The organism is Streptomyces sp. NPDC041108, assembly GCF_055592645.1.
The window spans coordinates 62064-77410 of sequence record NZ_JBVIYK010000023.1 but is presented as its reverse complement, the minus strand read 5'-3'; the positions used below and the strand labels follow the sequence as shown (position 1 = coordinate 77410).

Here is a 15347-nt window from a genome sequence, read left to right as displayed (position 1 = left end):
GATGACTGTCATGCGCTGTCCCTTCCTGGCGTGTCGGAGAGGGTGGCAGCGACCCCGTCGTCATCATGGCCACTCACCCAAAGCGTGTCAACGGTGGTGACACCGATATTGACAGCAGAGTTAGCACCAATGTTGACACCAGCGGATCGGCAGGTCAGGGTTGATCCTTCCCCGGCTGGCTGCACACCTACAATCACCACCGCGGACACACCGCGCTGAGGCCAACCCCCCTCCGACCGCGTCTGCGCCGTCGCGGTTCCACGACTTCTCTTCGGTTGAGGTCCCGTGGGACGTTGGAGGCCCGGTCCCGAGGTTGGCCTCGGGACCGGGTTCTGAGCGACACGGACCCTGGTCGTCGGGGTCCGTGCCGCTCAGATCAGTTGCATGTGCGAGCCGGGTACGGCGCCTCACTCTCCGTCGAGACGGATTCGCCGTCGATGGTCGCCGAGAGCTCAGCGGATGCCGCTCCCTCCGGCACGCTCACCAGTCGGGTCGTGAAAGCGTGCACCGCGTTCGCGCCGGGGCGACCGACGCCCAGGACTTGCTGCCATACGGCGTCTCGAAGGCGACCGTGATAGGCACCTCCTCCGCGTTGGCCGCGTGCACCGTGACGACCACCTTTCCGGCGAGTCACGGCGCCGGCGCCTTCAGCGTTCCGAGGCGGGCGAGCTCATAGCTGAGCGCTCGCTCAGGGGCGTCGATCTGGTTCTGCGTGCCGACCACCCCTGCTGCCACCGTTCGCGCTTCGGCGAGCGCGTCGCGCATCGCCGCCCACGCTTCGACGGGATAGTCCCCCGAGTCGAGTGATTCGGCGTAGGCGATCGCAGCATCCAGGTCGCCTTCGTCGAGCGGCTGGTTCTGCGATGTCAGCGTGTCGCTCAGCAGGAAGCGGTCGAAGTCGACGTGGCCGCCGGTCTGCTGAGTCGCGTAGTTGAACAGTCCCAACCTGTGTCCCATGAAGTGTATCGATCCGGCGAACTCGAGCGGCCCGACGGCGTTGCCGAGCTTGGTCCAATCGATTCCGTTCAAGCTGTAATAGAAGGTCGTGTAGAGCTGCCCCGGACTCCGGGCGAAGTCCAGATCTGCCTTCAGGTGCACCTCCGTGGCACCCCCGAGCGCCGTAGCGGTGCCCGGGACGAAGCTCTCGATCGCCGACTGGTCGATCGATGCGGTGAAGGGACGTCCGCGATGGACGACTCCCACCATGTTCACCCCGTTCACGCGCTTGACCGCGATATACGAGAAGTCGTGGCCGAACGCTGCAAGACCGGCGACGTCGCCGTTGTTCATGCCCGAGATGTTCAGCTTCGTCTCGGCCGACTGCCGGGGTCCGAAGGAGCGCTGCGAGAGCGTGTTGCGTGCTTCTTCGAGCCAGGTGAGGTCGCCACCGGGGCTGCGGTGGGTGTACGCACCGGTCACGACCTTGCCGGCCGTCAACCGCAGCCACCCCTTGCGGTCAGTGAGCGACCAGTACCGATTGTCGGGCGCGTGGTTCCACTCCCAGGCCAGGTCGAGATTCGACCCGTTCGGCGCGATTTCATCGGGATGCGGCGGCTCGGCGGCTGGCCGCCCGACGAGTGAAACGTCGTCGACGTTGTAGTCCATGAGGTGCGTGCTGGGGTCTGACGACGGATTGCTCACCCAGGGGGTCTCGATGAAGATGCGGACGTCGGAGAGAGCCTGGGATGCAGGAATCGTGAACGATCCCGACACCTTGCCCCAGCTCCCGCGGGTCACGGCCGTGGCGGGCGAGAGGTTGGCGAAGGTCGTGTTGTTGCCGCCGTACCGAGCAGTGATGAGGAACTGCTTGGTCGCCGGGCTCGCAGGGTTGTCGTACTTGATCCATGCCGAGACGTCGTACGTGACGCCGTGCTGCACCTTGTCGGTGACGATCTGCGCCGGCCCCGATCCCGTGGCGTTCCGCCCGGTGACCGCGAGGGCCTTCGAACCCGTGCGTGCGTCCGTCGTCGTCGAGAGCGTCGCGCCGTCGTTGGCGATCCAGCTCGCTGTGCTTCCGGACTCGACGCCGGGATTGCCGAAGAGTTCGACGCCGACCAGCGTCTCGTCGATGTCGGGTGGTGTCGGCACCGTCCACTGCTCGTCCTGGAAGGCACGGTGCGGTGCATCGTTGTCGAAGTCGTCGGACACGACGATGCTCTTGAGCCGCTCGAAGCGCTCCTGCTCAGGGGTGAGCCTGATCGGCTTCTGGAAGATGCCGTCGACCGGCACGACGCCGTTGTTGCCGAAGGTCGGCCACCCGTCGCTCCAGGTCGCCGGGATCAGCGCCGGAATGCGACCGACCGGATACGAGTCGCGGAAGAAGAAGCCATACCAGTCGTCGTCGCCCGCGTCATTCGAGATGGGCACAAGGCCGCCCTGGGCGAATCCGTTCGAGTTCAGCGCTGAACGGGACTCGTAGGGCGCCGGGGTAGCCGCGAGGCGCCCGAGCAGTTCGGTCGAGCGGAACATGACGACCTGTCGACCGTCGCTGCGCCAGGTGATCATCACTACGTAGTAGTACCCGTCGATGAAAGACACCTGGGCGCCCTCGAAGATCCCATCGCTGCCGACGTACGGCTTGCTCGCGTAGTCGCTGCGCCGGATGAAGTCCGGGAACTCCTGCTCGACCGCCGTCAGCGTCGGGTTCAGCCGAACCGCGCTGACGCCGCCGTAGATGATGTACGGCGTTCCGCCGTTAGCGTCGTCGAAGAAGAGCGAAGGGTCGTGGAAGCCTCGACCGAACGCCGTCTTCGTCCACGCTCCGTTCTCGATGTCGTCGGTGCGGTAGAGGAAGGCGCCGCCGAGGTTCAGCGAATTGATGAGCACGTAGAAGGTGCCGTCGTGGAAGCGGATCGACGACGCCCACTGCCCCTCCCCGTAGGAGTTCTTGCCGTTGCGCAAGGACGCGGCATCACTGATGTCAAGGCGATCGAACGCGTAGCTCACGATCTCCCAGTTGACGAGGTCGTACGACTTCATGATCGGTGCGCCCGGGCTGAGATGCATCGTCGTGCTGACCATGTAGTAGACGTCGCGCCCTTCGTCGTTCTGCGACGCGGGGACGCGCTCGACACTGACATCCGGCACGTCGGCATTGAGCATGGGAACCGCGTAGGTGCCCTCGCCGGTGTCCGTCGTCGTATACGACGAATCGGGATTCCATTCTTCGGCGGCGCGGACGAGCTGCCACTGCTGGTTGCTGCCGCCCCAGTCGGCGTACTGCACGACGTTGCCGCCGTCGGCGGTCGAGGCGTTCTGGACTTCGACGGCCTTGCCGCTGTTGCGGTTGATCAGCCTGACGTAGCCGCTGTCGGAGTCGGCCAGCCGGAACTGCTGGTTCGTGCCGTTGTGGTCCGTCCACTGCTGGACCTTCGCGCCATCGGCGGTCGACCAGTTGCTCACTTCGAGGACCTTGCCGGAGTTCTTCGACTTCAACCGGTAGTAGCCATTACCGGAGTCCACGAACTGCCACTGCTGGTTCGCTCCGTCGTGACGAGTCCACTGGTGGATCGCCGCCCCATCGGCGGTGGAAACGCCGGACACGTCCATCGCCTTGCCGCTGTTGCGGTTCACCAGCACGTACCAGGCGGTGGTGTCCACCGTGGCGGCCGACGCCGGCGTCGTGGCCACCGCGAGCAACCCGCCCACAATCGCCATGACTGCCGCGGCGACCACCCCCGACCGCCACCGACGGCGCCACCTCGCGGCGCGCGCAAACCCAACCTGCATAGCGTCTTCCTTCCATCATTGGGATCGCCGACATGAGACGGGCCGCATCGGCGCGGACGCCGACGACACCCGCGCACGGACAACCGCCCGGGAAGTGACGTGTTAGCGTTAACATTTCCGGGGACGAGCCGGGCAGGAATATGTAGGGGTGTAGGTGTTGAGTAGCCAACCGACGGGGCGGCTGAACAATCACGTGCACTGTGATCGACAACATCGGCCGCGTCAAGATGTAACGCTGGCCTCGCCGAGCTCGGCGTCCGTCAAGCCGACCCTCCGCCTTTCGCTGACCGTTGATCAAGGCCGCGATCCGGGTAGTCGATCTCGGGGAGGTCCGCCGGAGTTCGCGGGCACACCGATGGCCCGGCGTGGTGGCCGGGGGTCCTCCGCCGGCTGCTCGTCGGGACGTGGGCCGGTGTTCAGGTGATCGGTCGCGGTGGCGCGGTCAGCCGGGTGAACGCGTTGACAGGCCTCGACCACAAGCCGACCGGCGTAAAACCGCTGGCCAGCCCAGGTCCCATCCTTTGGTGATCCCGCCGAGGGCACAACGCAGAACGCCGCTGAACCGGGGTTTCCTCCCCAGGGAGGCACTCTGTTCGGCCTCGGACTCCTCGTCCGGGGCCGTTTGCGTGAGCGGTGCGTGAGCGGACGGAGAGTTGATCTCCGAAATACCGTTCCTAGACCCGGACTTCGCGGGTAGTTGATTCGTATGGTGTGCCCGGTCGGGGGGTGTCCTGGGCCGGGGGTGTGGCGTTGGGTGGGGTGTGTCGAAGACTTCCCGGTCTCCGCGGCCACGGTCTGAGCGTCAGCGCTTTGAAGTGGCGGTGACGTCCGTGGTGGAGAAACGTCTGGGCGCTCTGCCTGTCGTTTCCGAGTTCACTCGTCGGCTGGATCTGGCCGGGATCGTCGATGAGGTGTGTCCGGGTGGTGCCAGTGCGCTGGTGACGCACGGGCAGGTGATCGAGGCGTTGGTGGCCAACCGGCTGACCGCGCCCGCGCCGCTGGTGCGGGTCGGGGACTGGGCCAGGTGCTGGGCGGTGGAGAGGTCTTCGGGATCGAGGCCGGCCTGCTCAACGACGACCGGCTGGCCTGGGCCCTGGATGCGATCGCCCCGCACCTGGAGCACATCGCGGGCACGGTCGGGGCGCGGGCGATCGCCGAGTTCGGCATCGATGTGTCCCGGCTGCACTGGGACATGACCAGCATGTCCGTGCACGGGGACTATCCGGACCAGGGCCAGGACGAAGACTTCCCCGTCATCGGCTACGGGCATCCCAAGGACCGGCGCACGGACCTGAAGCAGGTCCAGGCCGGACTGGCGGTGACGGCCGACGGCGGTATCCCGCTCCATGCCCGTGTCTTCGGCGGACCGGCGGCCGAGGTCAGCCAGGTCGTCGGCGCGATGAAGGACCTGCGCACGATGGCCGGCAGCCGCGACTTCCTGATGGTCACCGACTCCAAGCTGGTGTCCTACTGCAACATCACCGTTCTGCTGGCCGCCGGGGTCCGGTTCGTCGCCCCGGCACCGACCGCGCAGCTCAAGGACGAGGTCTATGCCGCCCTCGACCTCTGCCGGGCGGCCGTCGTGGACTGGACGCCGCACAGAGACACGGACAAACCGGCCGAGCGGCGGGAGTCCTACCGCGTGCTGGAGGACACCCACACCTTGTCCGGGCGCCGCAAGAGCTGGTGGCCCACCACCGAGGCAAGCCGCCGCAAGTGGCCTGTGCGAGCGGTTGGACGCTGAATTCGGGGCGCTGGCTGGACGCAGGTATTCGGCAGTGGCTGCCCGGCACCGTCACCTACGCCGTCCGGCTGTGGGTGGCCGGGCGCGTGCGGTGTGGCGGTGGGCCGCCGGGGCGCTGCGCAACGTCTGGCCCGGTGCGCTCGCGGACCTCGGCGAGGCTCACTCCAGGGGCGAGTTCGACCAGGGACAGGCCGTCCGGGGTGATGTCGAGGACGGCGAGATCGGTGATGATCCGGTGGACGCACGCCTGCCCGGTCAGCGGCAGCGTGCACTCGTCGACGATTTTCGGTGAGCCGTCCTTGGCGGTGTGTTCCATGACGACAACGACCCTGCCGGCGCCGTGCACCAGGTCCATGGCACCACCCATGCCTTTGATCATCTTGCCGGGCACGGTCCAGTTGGCGAGGTCCCCGGTTGCGGAGACCTGCATGCCGCCCAGCACGGCCACATCGATGCGGCCGCCGCGGATCATCCCGAAGGACACCGCCGAGTCGAAGAAGGAGGCGCCGGGCCGGACGGTGACGGTCTCCTTGCCGGCGTTGATCAAGTCGGGGTCGACCTCGTCGTCGTACGGGTAGGGGCCGGTGCCCAGGATGCCGTTCTCCGAGTGCAGCACCACGTGGACGCCGGGCGGGAGGTGGTCGGGGATGAGGGTGGGCAGACCGATGCCCAGGTTGACGTAGGAGCCGTCGGGCAGTTCGCGGGCGGCGCGTGCCGCCATCTCGTCGCGGGTCCAGGCCATCAGTGCCGCTCCTTCCGTGTGCGGACGGTGCGCTTCTCGATGCCCTTGTCGTCGGTGGGGACGGGGCCCACGACCCGGTCGACGTAGATGCCGGGCAGGTGGACGGTGTCGGGGTCGATGGCGCCGGGGTCGACGAGTTCCTCGACCTCGGCGATCGTGATACGGCCCGTCATGGCTGCCAAGGGGTTGAAGTTGGCGGCGCTGCGGTGGAAGACGAGGTTGCCGTGCCGGTCGCCGCGGGCGGCCCGCACGAGGGCGAAGTCGGTGGTGATGGCCTCCTCCAGGACGTACGTCCGGCCGCGGAACTCCCGCGTCTCCTTGGGCGGGGAGACCACGGCGACGCTGCCGTCGGGGCCGTAGCGCCAGGGCAGTCCGCCCTCGGCGACCTGGGTGCCGACCCCGGCCGGGGTGTAGAAGGCGGGGATGCCGGTGCCGCCGGCGCGCAGCCGTTCGGCGAGGGTGCCCTGCGGGGTGAGCTCCACCTCCAGCTCACCGGCGAGGTACTGGCGGGCGAACTCCTTGTTCTCCCCGACGTAGGAGCCGGTGACCCGGGCGATCCGGCCGGCCGTCAGCAGGACGCCGAGCCCTTGGCCGTCAACGCCGCAGTTGTTGGAGACCACGCGCAGTCCGCCGGTGCCCTGGGTGTGCAGGGCGCCGATGAGGACGGTGGGGATGCCGCACAGCCCGAAGCCGCCCACCGCCAGAGATGCCCCTTCCGGTATGTCGGCGACCGCGTCGGCGGCCGAGGCCATGACCTTGTCCACGTTGTTTCGTTCCTTTCTCCCGGTGCCGGACGGGCGGTCCGGCACCGGGGTCTCGTCCAAGCCGGTTGGTGACCCCGCCCCTGTTTCCCGGACGTGCGGCGGTCATCGCCTGCGGCGGGCAGGGGGCAGAGGAACCGGAGCGACGCCCTCGACGACGGTGTTGCTGAGGGTTCCGATGCCCTCGACCGTCATGGTGACGTTGTCGCCGGGGATGAGCGGTGGGGGTTCCAGGGCGCCGTTGCGGCCCCAGAGTTCGGCCAGGCAGCCACCGTTGCCGCAGGTACCGGAGCCGAGGACGTCGCCGGGGTGGATCCAGGTGCCGCGGGAGGCGTACGCCGCCATCTCCTCGAACGTCCAGGCCATGTTGGCCAGCCTGTCCCGTCCGATCGTCTCGCCGTTGACCTGGACGGTGAGGGCCAGGTCGAGGAAGCCCTCCGCGTCGCGGTGGGGTTCGAGTTCGTCGGTGGTGACCAGCCAGGGACCGAGCGTGGTGGCGGTGTCCTTGCCCTTGGCGGGGCCGAGTTTGACACTCATCTCGCGGCCCTGCAGGTCGCGGGCGGACCAGTCGTTGAGGATCGTGTAGCCGATGATGTGCTCGCGAGCCCGCTCGGGGGTCAGGTCCCGGCCGACCTTGCCGATGACGGCGGCCACCTCGAGTTCGAAGTCGAAGCGGAGGCAACCGGGTGGCACGGGTACGTCATCGTGGGCGCCGATCGTCGCGTACGGGTTGGTGAAATAGAACGCTGGCGCGGCGTACCACTCCTCGGGGACGGTGTCACCGTATCCCCGGGCCACGCCCGCGACATGGCTCTCGAAGGTCATGTAGTCGCGGACGGTCGGTGGCTGGAGCGGCGGCAGCAGCCGGACGTCGGCCACGGGCACCGGCAGCGAGCCGGTCAGGGCGCGTTCTCCTGCCTCGCGCAGACACTCCTCGCCCTCCACGATCAAATCCAGCAGTTCGACGGGGTACTCGAAGGCGTGGACCTGGTCGTCGGTGACGATCCCCGACTGCCACTTCCCGTCGTGCACGAAGGTCGCGAACTTCACGCCGCGCTCCCCTCCGCCTCGGTCGGGGCGAGGCCGATCCGGGTGAGGCGGAGCGCCGGGCATCCGGCGATGACGGTGCCGGTGCGCCGGGCGGGCGAGTCGGCGGACGGGACGGCGGGGGCGCCGTGAACGGGGCTGGTGACCATGTCTTCTCCGAGATCCGGGGGCTGACGCGGCTCAGAGGCCGGGGCAGGGGCAGGCGAGGCCGGCCATGCGGCCGAAGAGCTGGGGGCCGTCGAGCGGGGGCAGTGAGGGGTCGAGCTCGCGGTAGACGGTGTGCACGTTGACCGCAAGGCGTTCGCTCTCGTCGAGGTCGGCGAAGCGTCCGAGGCTGATGTCGCGTGCGGCCGCCTCGGCGGGCATGCCCGCGCCGAAACGGGCGGTGGTCTGTTCGTGGACGTACGACAGGTAGTCGCGGACGGTGCGGACCGCCTCCTTCGTGGTGACCGGGCCGTGGCCGGGCACGATGATGTCCACGTCGAGGCTGAGGAGCAGGTCGCAGGCGGCGAGCCAGTTGGCGAACGGGCCGTGCCATATGACGGGTGTGGAACCGGCGAAGACGATGTCGCCGGTGTAGACGGTCCGCGCACGCGGGACATGGACGATCGTGTCCCCGGCGCTGTGCGCGGGGCCCACGTCGATCAGACGGACCTCCGTCCCGCCGATGTCCAGGACCGTCTCGCCGTCGAAGACCCGGTGCGGAAGCACGGGCTGGACGCCGGAGTAGTCGAAGCGGCCGAAGATCCGGCGGGCGAACCGACCCGCGGCAGTGTCCGCGCTGGTCAGCGCCCGCATCTCGGCCGGGCCCACCTGCCGCATGTCGGTCAGCGAGCCGCGGGCCGCGATGATCTCGGCGTGGGCCACGAGCTGGTTGCCGAACCAGTGGTCGCCGTTGCCGTGGGTGTTGACCACGGTCGAGATCGGCGCGGCGTCGGTCACCGGCGCCAGCCCGTCGAGCAGGGCCCGGGTCAGGCGCAGGTCGTAGAGGGTGTCGACGAGCAGGGACTCGCCCTGGCCGGTGACCAGCCCGGCGTTGCTCATTCCCCATCCGGCCGTACCCGCTACCCACGCATGACAGCCATGGCCGAGGTCGATCCGGCCGGCTGGGGAAAGTACGGAAGCCACGCTGCCTCCTCCACGTCCCGAAGCGGAAAAGTCGAGACTGAGATCCATTGATGGACTGGAGTCCATTCGTGGGGCGTAATCTAAAGAGGTGACTCGGGGAGGGTCAATACCTGCGTGTACCTGTGCTGTACTGGGCCCATGACGATCTCTGAGGCGGGAGGCGCACCCGCACAGGACGCCCCACCCCTCGGGCGGCGCGAGCGGAAGCGGCAGCAGGTGCGCGACCAGCTCTACAGCGCCGCGGTGGGGCTATTCGTCGCCCAGGGCTACGAGGCGACCACCATGGAGCAGATCGCCGAGTCCGCCGACGTCGCCCGAGCCACCGTCTTCAACCACTTCTCACAGAAGGTCGGCTTCCTGGAGGAGTGGGGCGTCCGCCGCCGAGCCCGGGTCGCGGCCATCCTCGGCCAGGAGCACGCCGAGGACCTGCCGGTCGGCGACCGGCTGCGCCGCTACCTGAGGGAGATGGCCGACCTCAACGTCGCCTCCCGTGCGGAGACCACCGTCCTGATGGACGCCTCCGCACGCTTCGGCCACCTGCTGCAGGACCCCTCCTTGGAAACCGAACTCGCGAAGATCGTCGAGGAGGGGCGGCAGCGCGGAGAGATCCGGCCGCAGGTCGACCCCGACCAGGCCGGCGCCCTGCTGGCGTCCTGCTACTTCTCCTCGGTTTTGCGCTGGGTCCGGGAGGAGCCGCCGCCGTTCGACCTGCCCGGTCGCCTTGATGGGGCGCTCGAAATCATCCTGCTGGGCATCCTTGCGCATTCCTGACCGGCGCGGGGAGGCGGGACGGCGCCGCTGAAGCCGGCGTGGTTTCCGCCCCTACCGAGGGGTGTGATCTGCCCCCCCCCGAAGGTGGCCTCACCCGGCTCGCCGACGGCCTCGCGCCGCCACCTCGGTCCGACGATCGGCGGACCCGAGGGTAGTTTTGGACCTGAGTCCAAGAATCTTTGCTTGAAGTGTTGACGACCATGTGACCCCGGCTTATGTTCAACCCGTCGATCGGGTAGCAAGCCGCGAAAGCCCGCAAAACGACTCTTCCTGCTTCATTTTCGTGCACGCCGGCGTCCTCCGGATGCGTGTGCTCCTTCCTTCATGCCGTTCCCGCTCCGTAACCGGGAGGTTCCCGTGCGCCCTCGCACCCCCCTTGCTGCTCTCGCCGCCGGTCTGGTGCTCACCGTCACAGCGTGCGGAGGGGGTGCCTCCGGGTCCTCCTCCGCTGATGACGGCCCGATAGAGATCGGCATGATCACCTCGCTCACTGGTCAGCTCCAGACCCTCGGTACCGAGGGCCGCAAGGCCGCGGAACTGGCGGTCGAGCAGATCAACAAGGACGGCGGGGTCCTCGGGAGGAAGCTGGAGCTGACGGTCAAGGACGACAAGAGCCTGCCCGACCAGTCCGTACTGGCCTTCAACGGCTTCAAGGACCAAGGCGTGACCGCGGTCCTCGGCTCACCGTCCGCAGGATCGGCGCTGGCCACGCTGCCCGCCGTGGACCGGGCGGAGATCCCGTACGTCTCCCTGTCTCCGGCCGACGAGCAGGTGGCGCCCGTCCACCCCTACGTCTTCGTGGTACCGGCCCTGGCCTCCGACTACGCCGAGCGGCTGTTGCAGTACTACAAGTCGGAGGGCGTCACCAAGCTGGCCGTGGCCTACGACACCAAGACCGCGTATCCGACCGCCGGTTACAAGGCGATGAAGGCGAAGGCCGGGGAGTACGGCATCAAGATCGTCGCCACCGAGGAGATCCAGAGCACCGCCTCCGACTTCAGCGCCGTCTTCACGCACGTCAAGGGCACCGACGCCCAGGCGCTCACGGTGTGGGTGACCGGGCCCGCCTCCGTCGTCCTGACCAAGCAGTACGCCGCCTCGGGACTGGACATCCCGATCGCCTTCACCGGCTCCCAGGCCAGCAAGCTGTGGCTCGACCCGGCAGGCAAGGCCGCCGAGGGCGCCATCGTCGCCAGTTCCATCGGCCTGGTCGGCAACACGCTGCCGGACGGAGCGCAGAGAAAGGCCGTCGAGGCCGTCAACAAGCCGTTTACGCAGAAGTACAACTACCCGCCGCCGCAGTTCGCGCAGGACGGATACACCGGTGTCCAGCTGCTGGCCGCCGCCATCGAGAAGGCGAAGAGCACCGACCACGAGAAGATCCGGCAGGCGATGGAGGAGCTGACGCTCACCACCCCGAACGGCACCTACCGCTACAGCGAGAAGGACCACTCGGGCCTGTCCCCCGACTACATCTCGGTCAACACCGTCACCGACGGCACGTTCGTTCCGACGGGCTGGTCGAAGAGCGAGTTGGAGAAGGTGGCCAAGTGACCGAGCCCCTGCTCCGGGTGAGCGGCCTGGCACGGTCGTTCGGCGGGGTGTACGCCGTGGACGGCGTCGACCTGACGGTGGACCGTGGCAGCATCCTCGGAATCATCGGCCCCAACGGGGCAGGCAAGTCGACCCTGTTCAACCTGGTCAGCGGTCAACTGCCCGCAGAGCGGGGAGAGATCCAACTCGACGGACGACGCATCGACCGGCTGCCACCCCACCACAGGGCCCGCCTCGGGATCGCCATCGTCTTCCAGGGCGCCCGCACCTTCCACGGAATGAGCGTGCTGGAGAACGCGATGGTCGGCGCCCACGCCACCACCGGCGCCGGGTTCGCGGCAGCCGCACTCAGGCTGCCGCGCCACCGCCGGGAGGAACGCCTGATCGCCGAGCGGGCACACGAGGCGGTACGGCGGGTCGGGCTCGAAGACTGGGCGGACCGCCCCGCGGAGCTGCTGCCGCTCGGGCAGCAGCGCGCGCTCCAGGTCGCCCGCGCCCTGTGCGGAGAACCCACCCTGCTGCTCCTCGACGAACCCGCCTCCGGCCTGCGGGCCGCGGAGCGGGACCGGCTCGCCGACCTCATCGAGCAACTGCGCGCGGACGGACTCACCATCATGCTCGTCGAACACGACGTCGCCCTCGTCGGCCGCCTCGCCGACCGTGTCACCGTCCTGGACCTGGGCAAGGTCATCGCCGAGGGCACACCGGACGAAATACGTACCGACCCGCGGGTCGTCACCGCGTATCTGGGCACGGAGGCGGCCGCATGAGCGCCTCGCAACCGTCCCCGAGCGATGTCGTCGAGGTGCGCGACCTGGTGGTCCGCTACGGCGCGGCGACCGCCCTCGACAGCGTCTCGCTGCGGGTCGCGCCCGGTGAGATGGTCGCCCTCGTCGGGCCCAACGGAGCCGGTAAGTCCACCCTGGTCAACACCCTGACCGGGATCCTGACACCGGCCTCCGGCAGCGTGGAGGTACGGGCCAGGATCGCCCAGGTACCCGAGGGGCGGCAGATGTTCGGCGACCTCACCGTCGACGACAACCTGCGCCTGGGCGCCTGGCAGCTGTCCGGCCGCGGCCGAAGCCGCCGCAAGCAGCGCGACACCTCATGGGTGTACGAGCTCCTTCCCGACCTCGTGCGGGTACGCGACCGGAAGGCGGGCGGGCTGTCGGGAGGACAGCAGCAGATGGTCGCCGTCGGACGCGCCCTGATGAGCCGGCCGGAGGTCCTCGTGATCGACGAGCTCTCCCTCGGCCTCGCGCCCCTCATCGTCGCCGACCTCGCCGAGCACCTGACCGAGCTCAACCGGGAGCAGGGCACGGCCGTTGTGCTCATCGAGCAGAACGCGCGGCTCGCCCTGGACCTGTGCAGCCGTGCCTACGTCCTGGAAGCGGGACGGATCGCCGCCGAGGGCGACAGCGCCGACCTGGCCGCCAGCCCCGACATCGCCCGGGCCTACCTCGGCGAGGCCCAGGGACTCCCGAGCCCACCGGACGCTCAGGACGACCCGGGTCCGGACGCCCCGGGTCCGGACGCCCCGGGTTCGCACGACCGGGCCACGGCCGACCCCGCACCCACGCCCGGCACTGCCAAGACCGCCCGGGGCAACCAGGACACCACCGTCCAGTCCGCGCGGGCAGCGGCACGGGAGGCGAAATGAACGACTTCCTCGTCTACCTCATCACCGGACTGGGAACCGGCTGCGGCATCGCGCTGATCGGCAGCGGCCTGGTGCTCATCCACCGGGTGACGCGGGTGGTCAACTTCGCCCAGGGCACCTTCGCCGTCGTCGGGGCGCTGACCGCCATCTCGCTCCTCGACGCCGGCCTCCCGCACGGGCTCGCCGAACTGCTCGGGGTCGCCGTCGCAGCCGTCGTGGGACTGCTCTTCGGCATGGTCGCCATCGGCCGGCGGGGCACCTCGCCGCAGGCCGCGCTCATGGTCACCCTGGGACTGGGCATTCTGGCCTACGCCGTGGAGGTCATGCTCTGGGGGGACCAGGGCCGGTCCGCCGAGGGGCTCTTCGGTGCCGTGACCGTGTTCGGCGCTCGTATCCAGACCCACTATCTGCTCATCATCGGCGTCACCGCGGCCGTCTTCGCCGCGATGGCCGTGCTGTTCGGCCGTACCGACGCGGGCAAGGCCCTTTCCGCGTGCTCCTCCAACCCGTACGCGGCCCGCGTCGTCGGGATCTCCGTCACCCGCATGGGGCTGATCGCCTTCGCCATCGGCGGCGCTCTCGGCGGTCTGGCCGGCGTTCTGCTGGCGCCCATGAACTCGATGGCCTTCGACTCCGACGTGGCGCTGATCATCAACGGCTTCGCGGCGGCGGTCGTCGGGTCCATGCATCACATCGGCCGCACCCTGGCCGGTGCGCTGTTCCTCGGAGTGGCCGAAGCGATGGTCGCGGGCTATGGAAGCGCCACGTACCAGACAGTGGTGGCACTGGGTCTGGTCCTGGCGCTGATGATCGGGCAGGCGGCCCGTACCCACAGCGTCGTGGCGGAGGCCGGATGACGCCTCATCAGTCCTCTGTGGGACGCCCGCTGCCCTCCGCGTACACCGGGCGTACGTACGCACGGCGCACTCGTTCCGTGCTCGATCCGTATCCGCCGTACCAGAAAGGCAGCACGATATGAGCGCCGTCACGTCCGGCCGTGAAAGGGCCGCCTCCCAGTCCCCCGGCGGCGCGGGGGACACCGAGTCGTCGGACGCCCGAGGGCCACTCGGCGCCCGTTTCGCCGGCCGGGGAAGGCGGGCCGGCCTCGTCGCGGCCGGCGCGGCGGTTGCCGTGACCCTCGCCCTGCCTCCGATGCTGACCGGCAGCCAGCTCTCGGTGTACATCCTGCTCGCTCTGTCGGCCATGGTCACCGTGGGGCTGAGCCTGCTCATGGGCTACGCGGGCCAGGTCTCCATCGGCCAGGCATCGTTCTACGCCATCGGCGCCTACGCGGCCGGCCTGCTGGGCGTCCACGGCACGCCGCCGCTGCTGGCGCTGGCCGCGGCACCACTGGTCGCCGCCCTGTTCGCCGCCGCCATCGGCGGACCGCTGCTGCGGCTGCGAGGGCATCACCTGGCCTTCGCGACCATCGCCCTGCAGCTCATCCTCATCTCCCTGCTCGGCGAGGCGGACTGGGCCGGTGGTTCGGTCGGTCTGCAGGGCATCCCGCGACTCTCCGCCGGAGGTACGGAACTCGGCGAGGACATCCACTACGCCTACCTGGCCTGGGCTGCCGTGGCCGCCACCGTCCTGGTCGCCCGTAACGTCGTCACCTCACGGGCCGGCCGCGGACTGCGCGCGCTGGCCACCAGCGAGACGGCGGCGAGCGCCAGCGGAGTGCCGGTGGCCCGCTACAAACTCGCCGTGTTCACCCTGGCCGCCGCGTTCGCCGGACTCGCCGGAGGGATCTACGCCTTCTTCATCGGCTACATCAATCCGGGGTCTTTCCCGGTCCTGCTGTCCATCCAGTTCCTGGTGATGGCCGTCGTCGGCGGGCTCGGCACCATCTGGGGCGCGCTCCTGGGCGCCACCGCGATCACCCTGATCGTGCAGTTCCTCAACGACCTGGGCTCCAGGCCGGGCATGCCCGCCAGCGCCCCCAGCATCCTCAACTACGCCGTGTACGCCGCCCTTCTCATCCTCGTCGTGCTGTTCCTGCCGCGCGGCATCGTCCCCGCACTGCGCGACGCGTGGCAGCGCCGCATCGCGGGGCGAGCGTCCTCGTGACACGTCGCCGCTGAGTTCGCGGCCGCCGGTTCTCGCCGGGGGCTCCGGATACGGTGCCTGTTCCCGCAGCCATGGCCGCGGGAACAGGCATGTGCTCGCACCGGCGGGGCGCCTCGGACGGGCTCGCCGTGATCAGTTCGGCAG

At 69.0% G+C, this 15347-nt stretch carries 12 protein-coding genes and 3 pseudogenes; 8 read left to right on the top strand and 7 right to left on the bottom strand.

All coding sequences use genetic code 11. The features are described 5' to 3' along the window. Positions 1-630: 630 nt before the first annotated feature. Positions 631-3096: pseudogene (locus tag ACZ6BB_RS38175) on the bottom strand (beta-xylosidase family glycoside hydrolase); the annotation flags it as partial. A gap of 78 nt (positions 3097-3174) precedes the next feature. Beyond that, positions 3175-3657, bottom strand: a pseudogene (locus ACZ6BB_RS38170) (RICIN domain-containing protein); the annotation flags it as partial. An 833-nt stretch (positions 3658-4490) separates the two neighbouring features. Here ACZ6BB_RS38170 and ACZ6BB_RS38165 point away from each other — a divergent pair. Further along, a pseudogene (locus tag ACZ6BB_RS38165) lies at positions 4491-4721 on the top strand (DUF4277 domain-containing protein); the annotation flags it as partial. A 32-nt stretch (positions 4722-4753) separates the two neighbouring features. Continuing rightward, positions 4754-5473, top strand: a complete 720-nt coding sequence (locus ACZ6BB_RS38160; RefSeq protein WP_471619705.1) for an IS1634 family transposase — start codon at positions 4754-4756, stop codon at positions 5471-5473. A gap of 55 nt (positions 5474-5528) precedes the next feature. Here the strand turns inward: ACZ6BB_RS38160 and ACZ6BB_RS38155 are convergent, their stop codons facing one another. The 5 genes from ACZ6BB_RS38155 to ACZ6BB_RS38135 all read right to left on the bottom strand — a co-directional run bounded on the left by ACZ6BB_RS38155 (position 5529) and on the right by ACZ6BB_RS38135 (position 9067). Further along, positions 5529-6215, bottom strand: a complete 687-nt coding sequence (locus tag ACZ6BB_RS38155) for a CoA transferase subunit B (protein WP_471619704.1) — start codon at positions 6213-6215, stop codon at positions 5529-5531. Beyond that, on the bottom strand, positions 6215-6979 hold the full coding sequence (locus ACZ6BB_RS38150; protein ID WP_471619703.1) for a CoA transferase subunit A: 765 nt from the start codon (positions 6977-6979) through the stop codon (positions 6215-6217). The genes ACZ6BB_RS38155 and ACZ6BB_RS38150 overlap by 1 nt, the downstream gene beginning before the upstream one ends. Before the next feature lie 102 nt (positions 6980-7081). Continuing rightward, positions 7082-8026, bottom strand: a complete 945-nt coding sequence (locus ACZ6BB_RS38145; RefSeq protein WP_471619702.1) for a fumarylacetoacetate hydrolase family protein — start codon at positions 8024-8026, stop codon at positions 7082-7084. After that, positions 8023-8172, bottom strand: a complete 150-nt coding sequence (locus ACZ6BB_RS38140; protein ID WP_471619701.1) for a hypothetical protein — start codon at positions 8170-8172, stop codon at positions 8023-8025. The genes ACZ6BB_RS38145 and ACZ6BB_RS38140 overlap by 4 nt, the downstream gene beginning before the upstream one ends. A 31-nt stretch (positions 8173-8203) precedes the next feature. Then, positions 8204-9067, bottom strand: coding sequence for an MBL fold metallo-hydrolase (locus ACZ6BB_RS38135; RefSeq protein WP_471619700.1), 864 nt, complete (start codon positions 9065-9067; stop codon positions 8204-8206). Between the two features lie 222 nt (positions 9068-9289). Between ACZ6BB_RS38135 and ACZ6BB_RS38130 the strand changes: the two genes are divergently transcribed. The 6 genes from ACZ6BB_RS38130 to ACZ6BB_RS38105 all read left to right on the top strand — a co-directional run bounded on the left by ACZ6BB_RS38130 (position 9290) and on the right by ACZ6BB_RS38105 (position 15203). Further along, positions 9290-9922, top strand: coding sequence for a TetR/AcrR family transcriptional regulator (locus tag ACZ6BB_RS38130; RefSeq protein WP_471619699.1), 633 nt, complete (start codon positions 9290-9292; stop codon positions 9920-9922). Between the two features lie 324 nt (positions 9923-10246). Further along, complete coding sequence (locus tag ACZ6BB_RS38125; RefSeq protein WP_471619698.1) at positions 10247-11476, top strand: ABC transporter substrate-binding protein; 1230 nt, start codon at positions 10247-10249, stop codon at positions 11474-11476. Beyond that, positions 11473-12246 (top strand): ABC transporter ATP-binding protein, encoded by a 774-nt coding sequence (locus ACZ6BB_RS38120; RefSeq protein WP_471619697.1) that lies wholly within the window; start codon positions 11473-11475, stop codon positions 12244-12246. The genes ACZ6BB_RS38125 and ACZ6BB_RS38120 overlap by 4 nt, the downstream gene beginning before the upstream one ends. Further along, positions 12243-13136, top strand: coding sequence for an ABC transporter ATP-binding protein (locus tag ACZ6BB_RS38115; RefSeq protein WP_471619696.1), 894 nt, complete (start codon positions 12243-12245; stop codon positions 13134-13136). Before ACZ6BB_RS38120 ends, ACZ6BB_RS38115 begins: the two co-directional genes overlap by 4 nt. Continuing rightward, on the top strand, positions 13133-13993 hold the full coding sequence (locus tag ACZ6BB_RS38110; protein ID WP_471619695.1) for a branched-chain amino acid ABC transporter permease: 861 nt from the start codon (positions 13133-13135) through the stop codon (positions 13991-13993). The genes ACZ6BB_RS38115 and ACZ6BB_RS38110 overlap by 4 nt, the downstream gene beginning before the upstream one ends. Before the next feature lie 118 nt (positions 13994-14111). After that, complete coding sequence (locus ACZ6BB_RS38105) at positions 14112-15203, top strand: branched-chain amino acid ABC transporter permease (protein ID WP_471619694.1); 1092 nt, start codon at positions 14112-14114, stop codon at positions 15201-15203. The last annotated feature ends 144 nt before the right edge of the window (positions 15204-15347 follow it).

Bases quoted from the DNA above. Each gene is read 5' to 3' on its own strand.
- ACZ6BB_RS38155 (WP_471619704.1), bottom strand. From the start codon at position 6,215: ATGGCCTGGACCCGCGACGAGATGGCGGCACGCGCCGCCCGCGAACTG.
- ACZ6BB_RS38140 (WP_471619701.1), bottom strand. From the start codon at position 8,172: ATGGTCACCAGCCCCGTTCACGGCGCCCCCGCCGTCCCGTCCGCCGAC.
- ACZ6BB_RS38135 (WP_471619700.1), bottom strand. From the start codon at position 9,067: ATGAGCAACGCCGGGCTGGTCACCGGCCAGGGCGAGTCCCTGCTCGTC.
- ACZ6BB_RS38130 (WP_471619699.1), top strand. From the start codon at position 9,290: ATGACGATCTCTGAGGCGGGAGGCGCACCCGCACAGGACGCCCCACCC.
- ACZ6BB_RS38125 (WP_471619698.1), top strand. From the start codon at position 10,247: ATGCCGTTCCCGCTCCGTAACCGGGAGGTTCCCGTGCGCCCTCGCACC.
- ACZ6BB_RS38115 (WP_471619696.1), top strand. From the start codon at position 12,243: ATGAGCGCCTCGCAACCGTCCCCGAGCGATGTCGTCGAGGTGCGCGAC.
- ACZ6BB_RS38110 (WP_471619695.1), top strand. From the start codon at position 13,133: ATGAACGACTTCCTCGTCTACCTCATCACCGGACTGGGAACCGGCTGC.
- ACZ6BB_RS38105 (WP_471619694.1), top strand. From the start codon at position 14,112: ATGAGCGCCGTCACGTCCGGCCGTGAAAGGGCCGCCTCCCAGTCCCCC.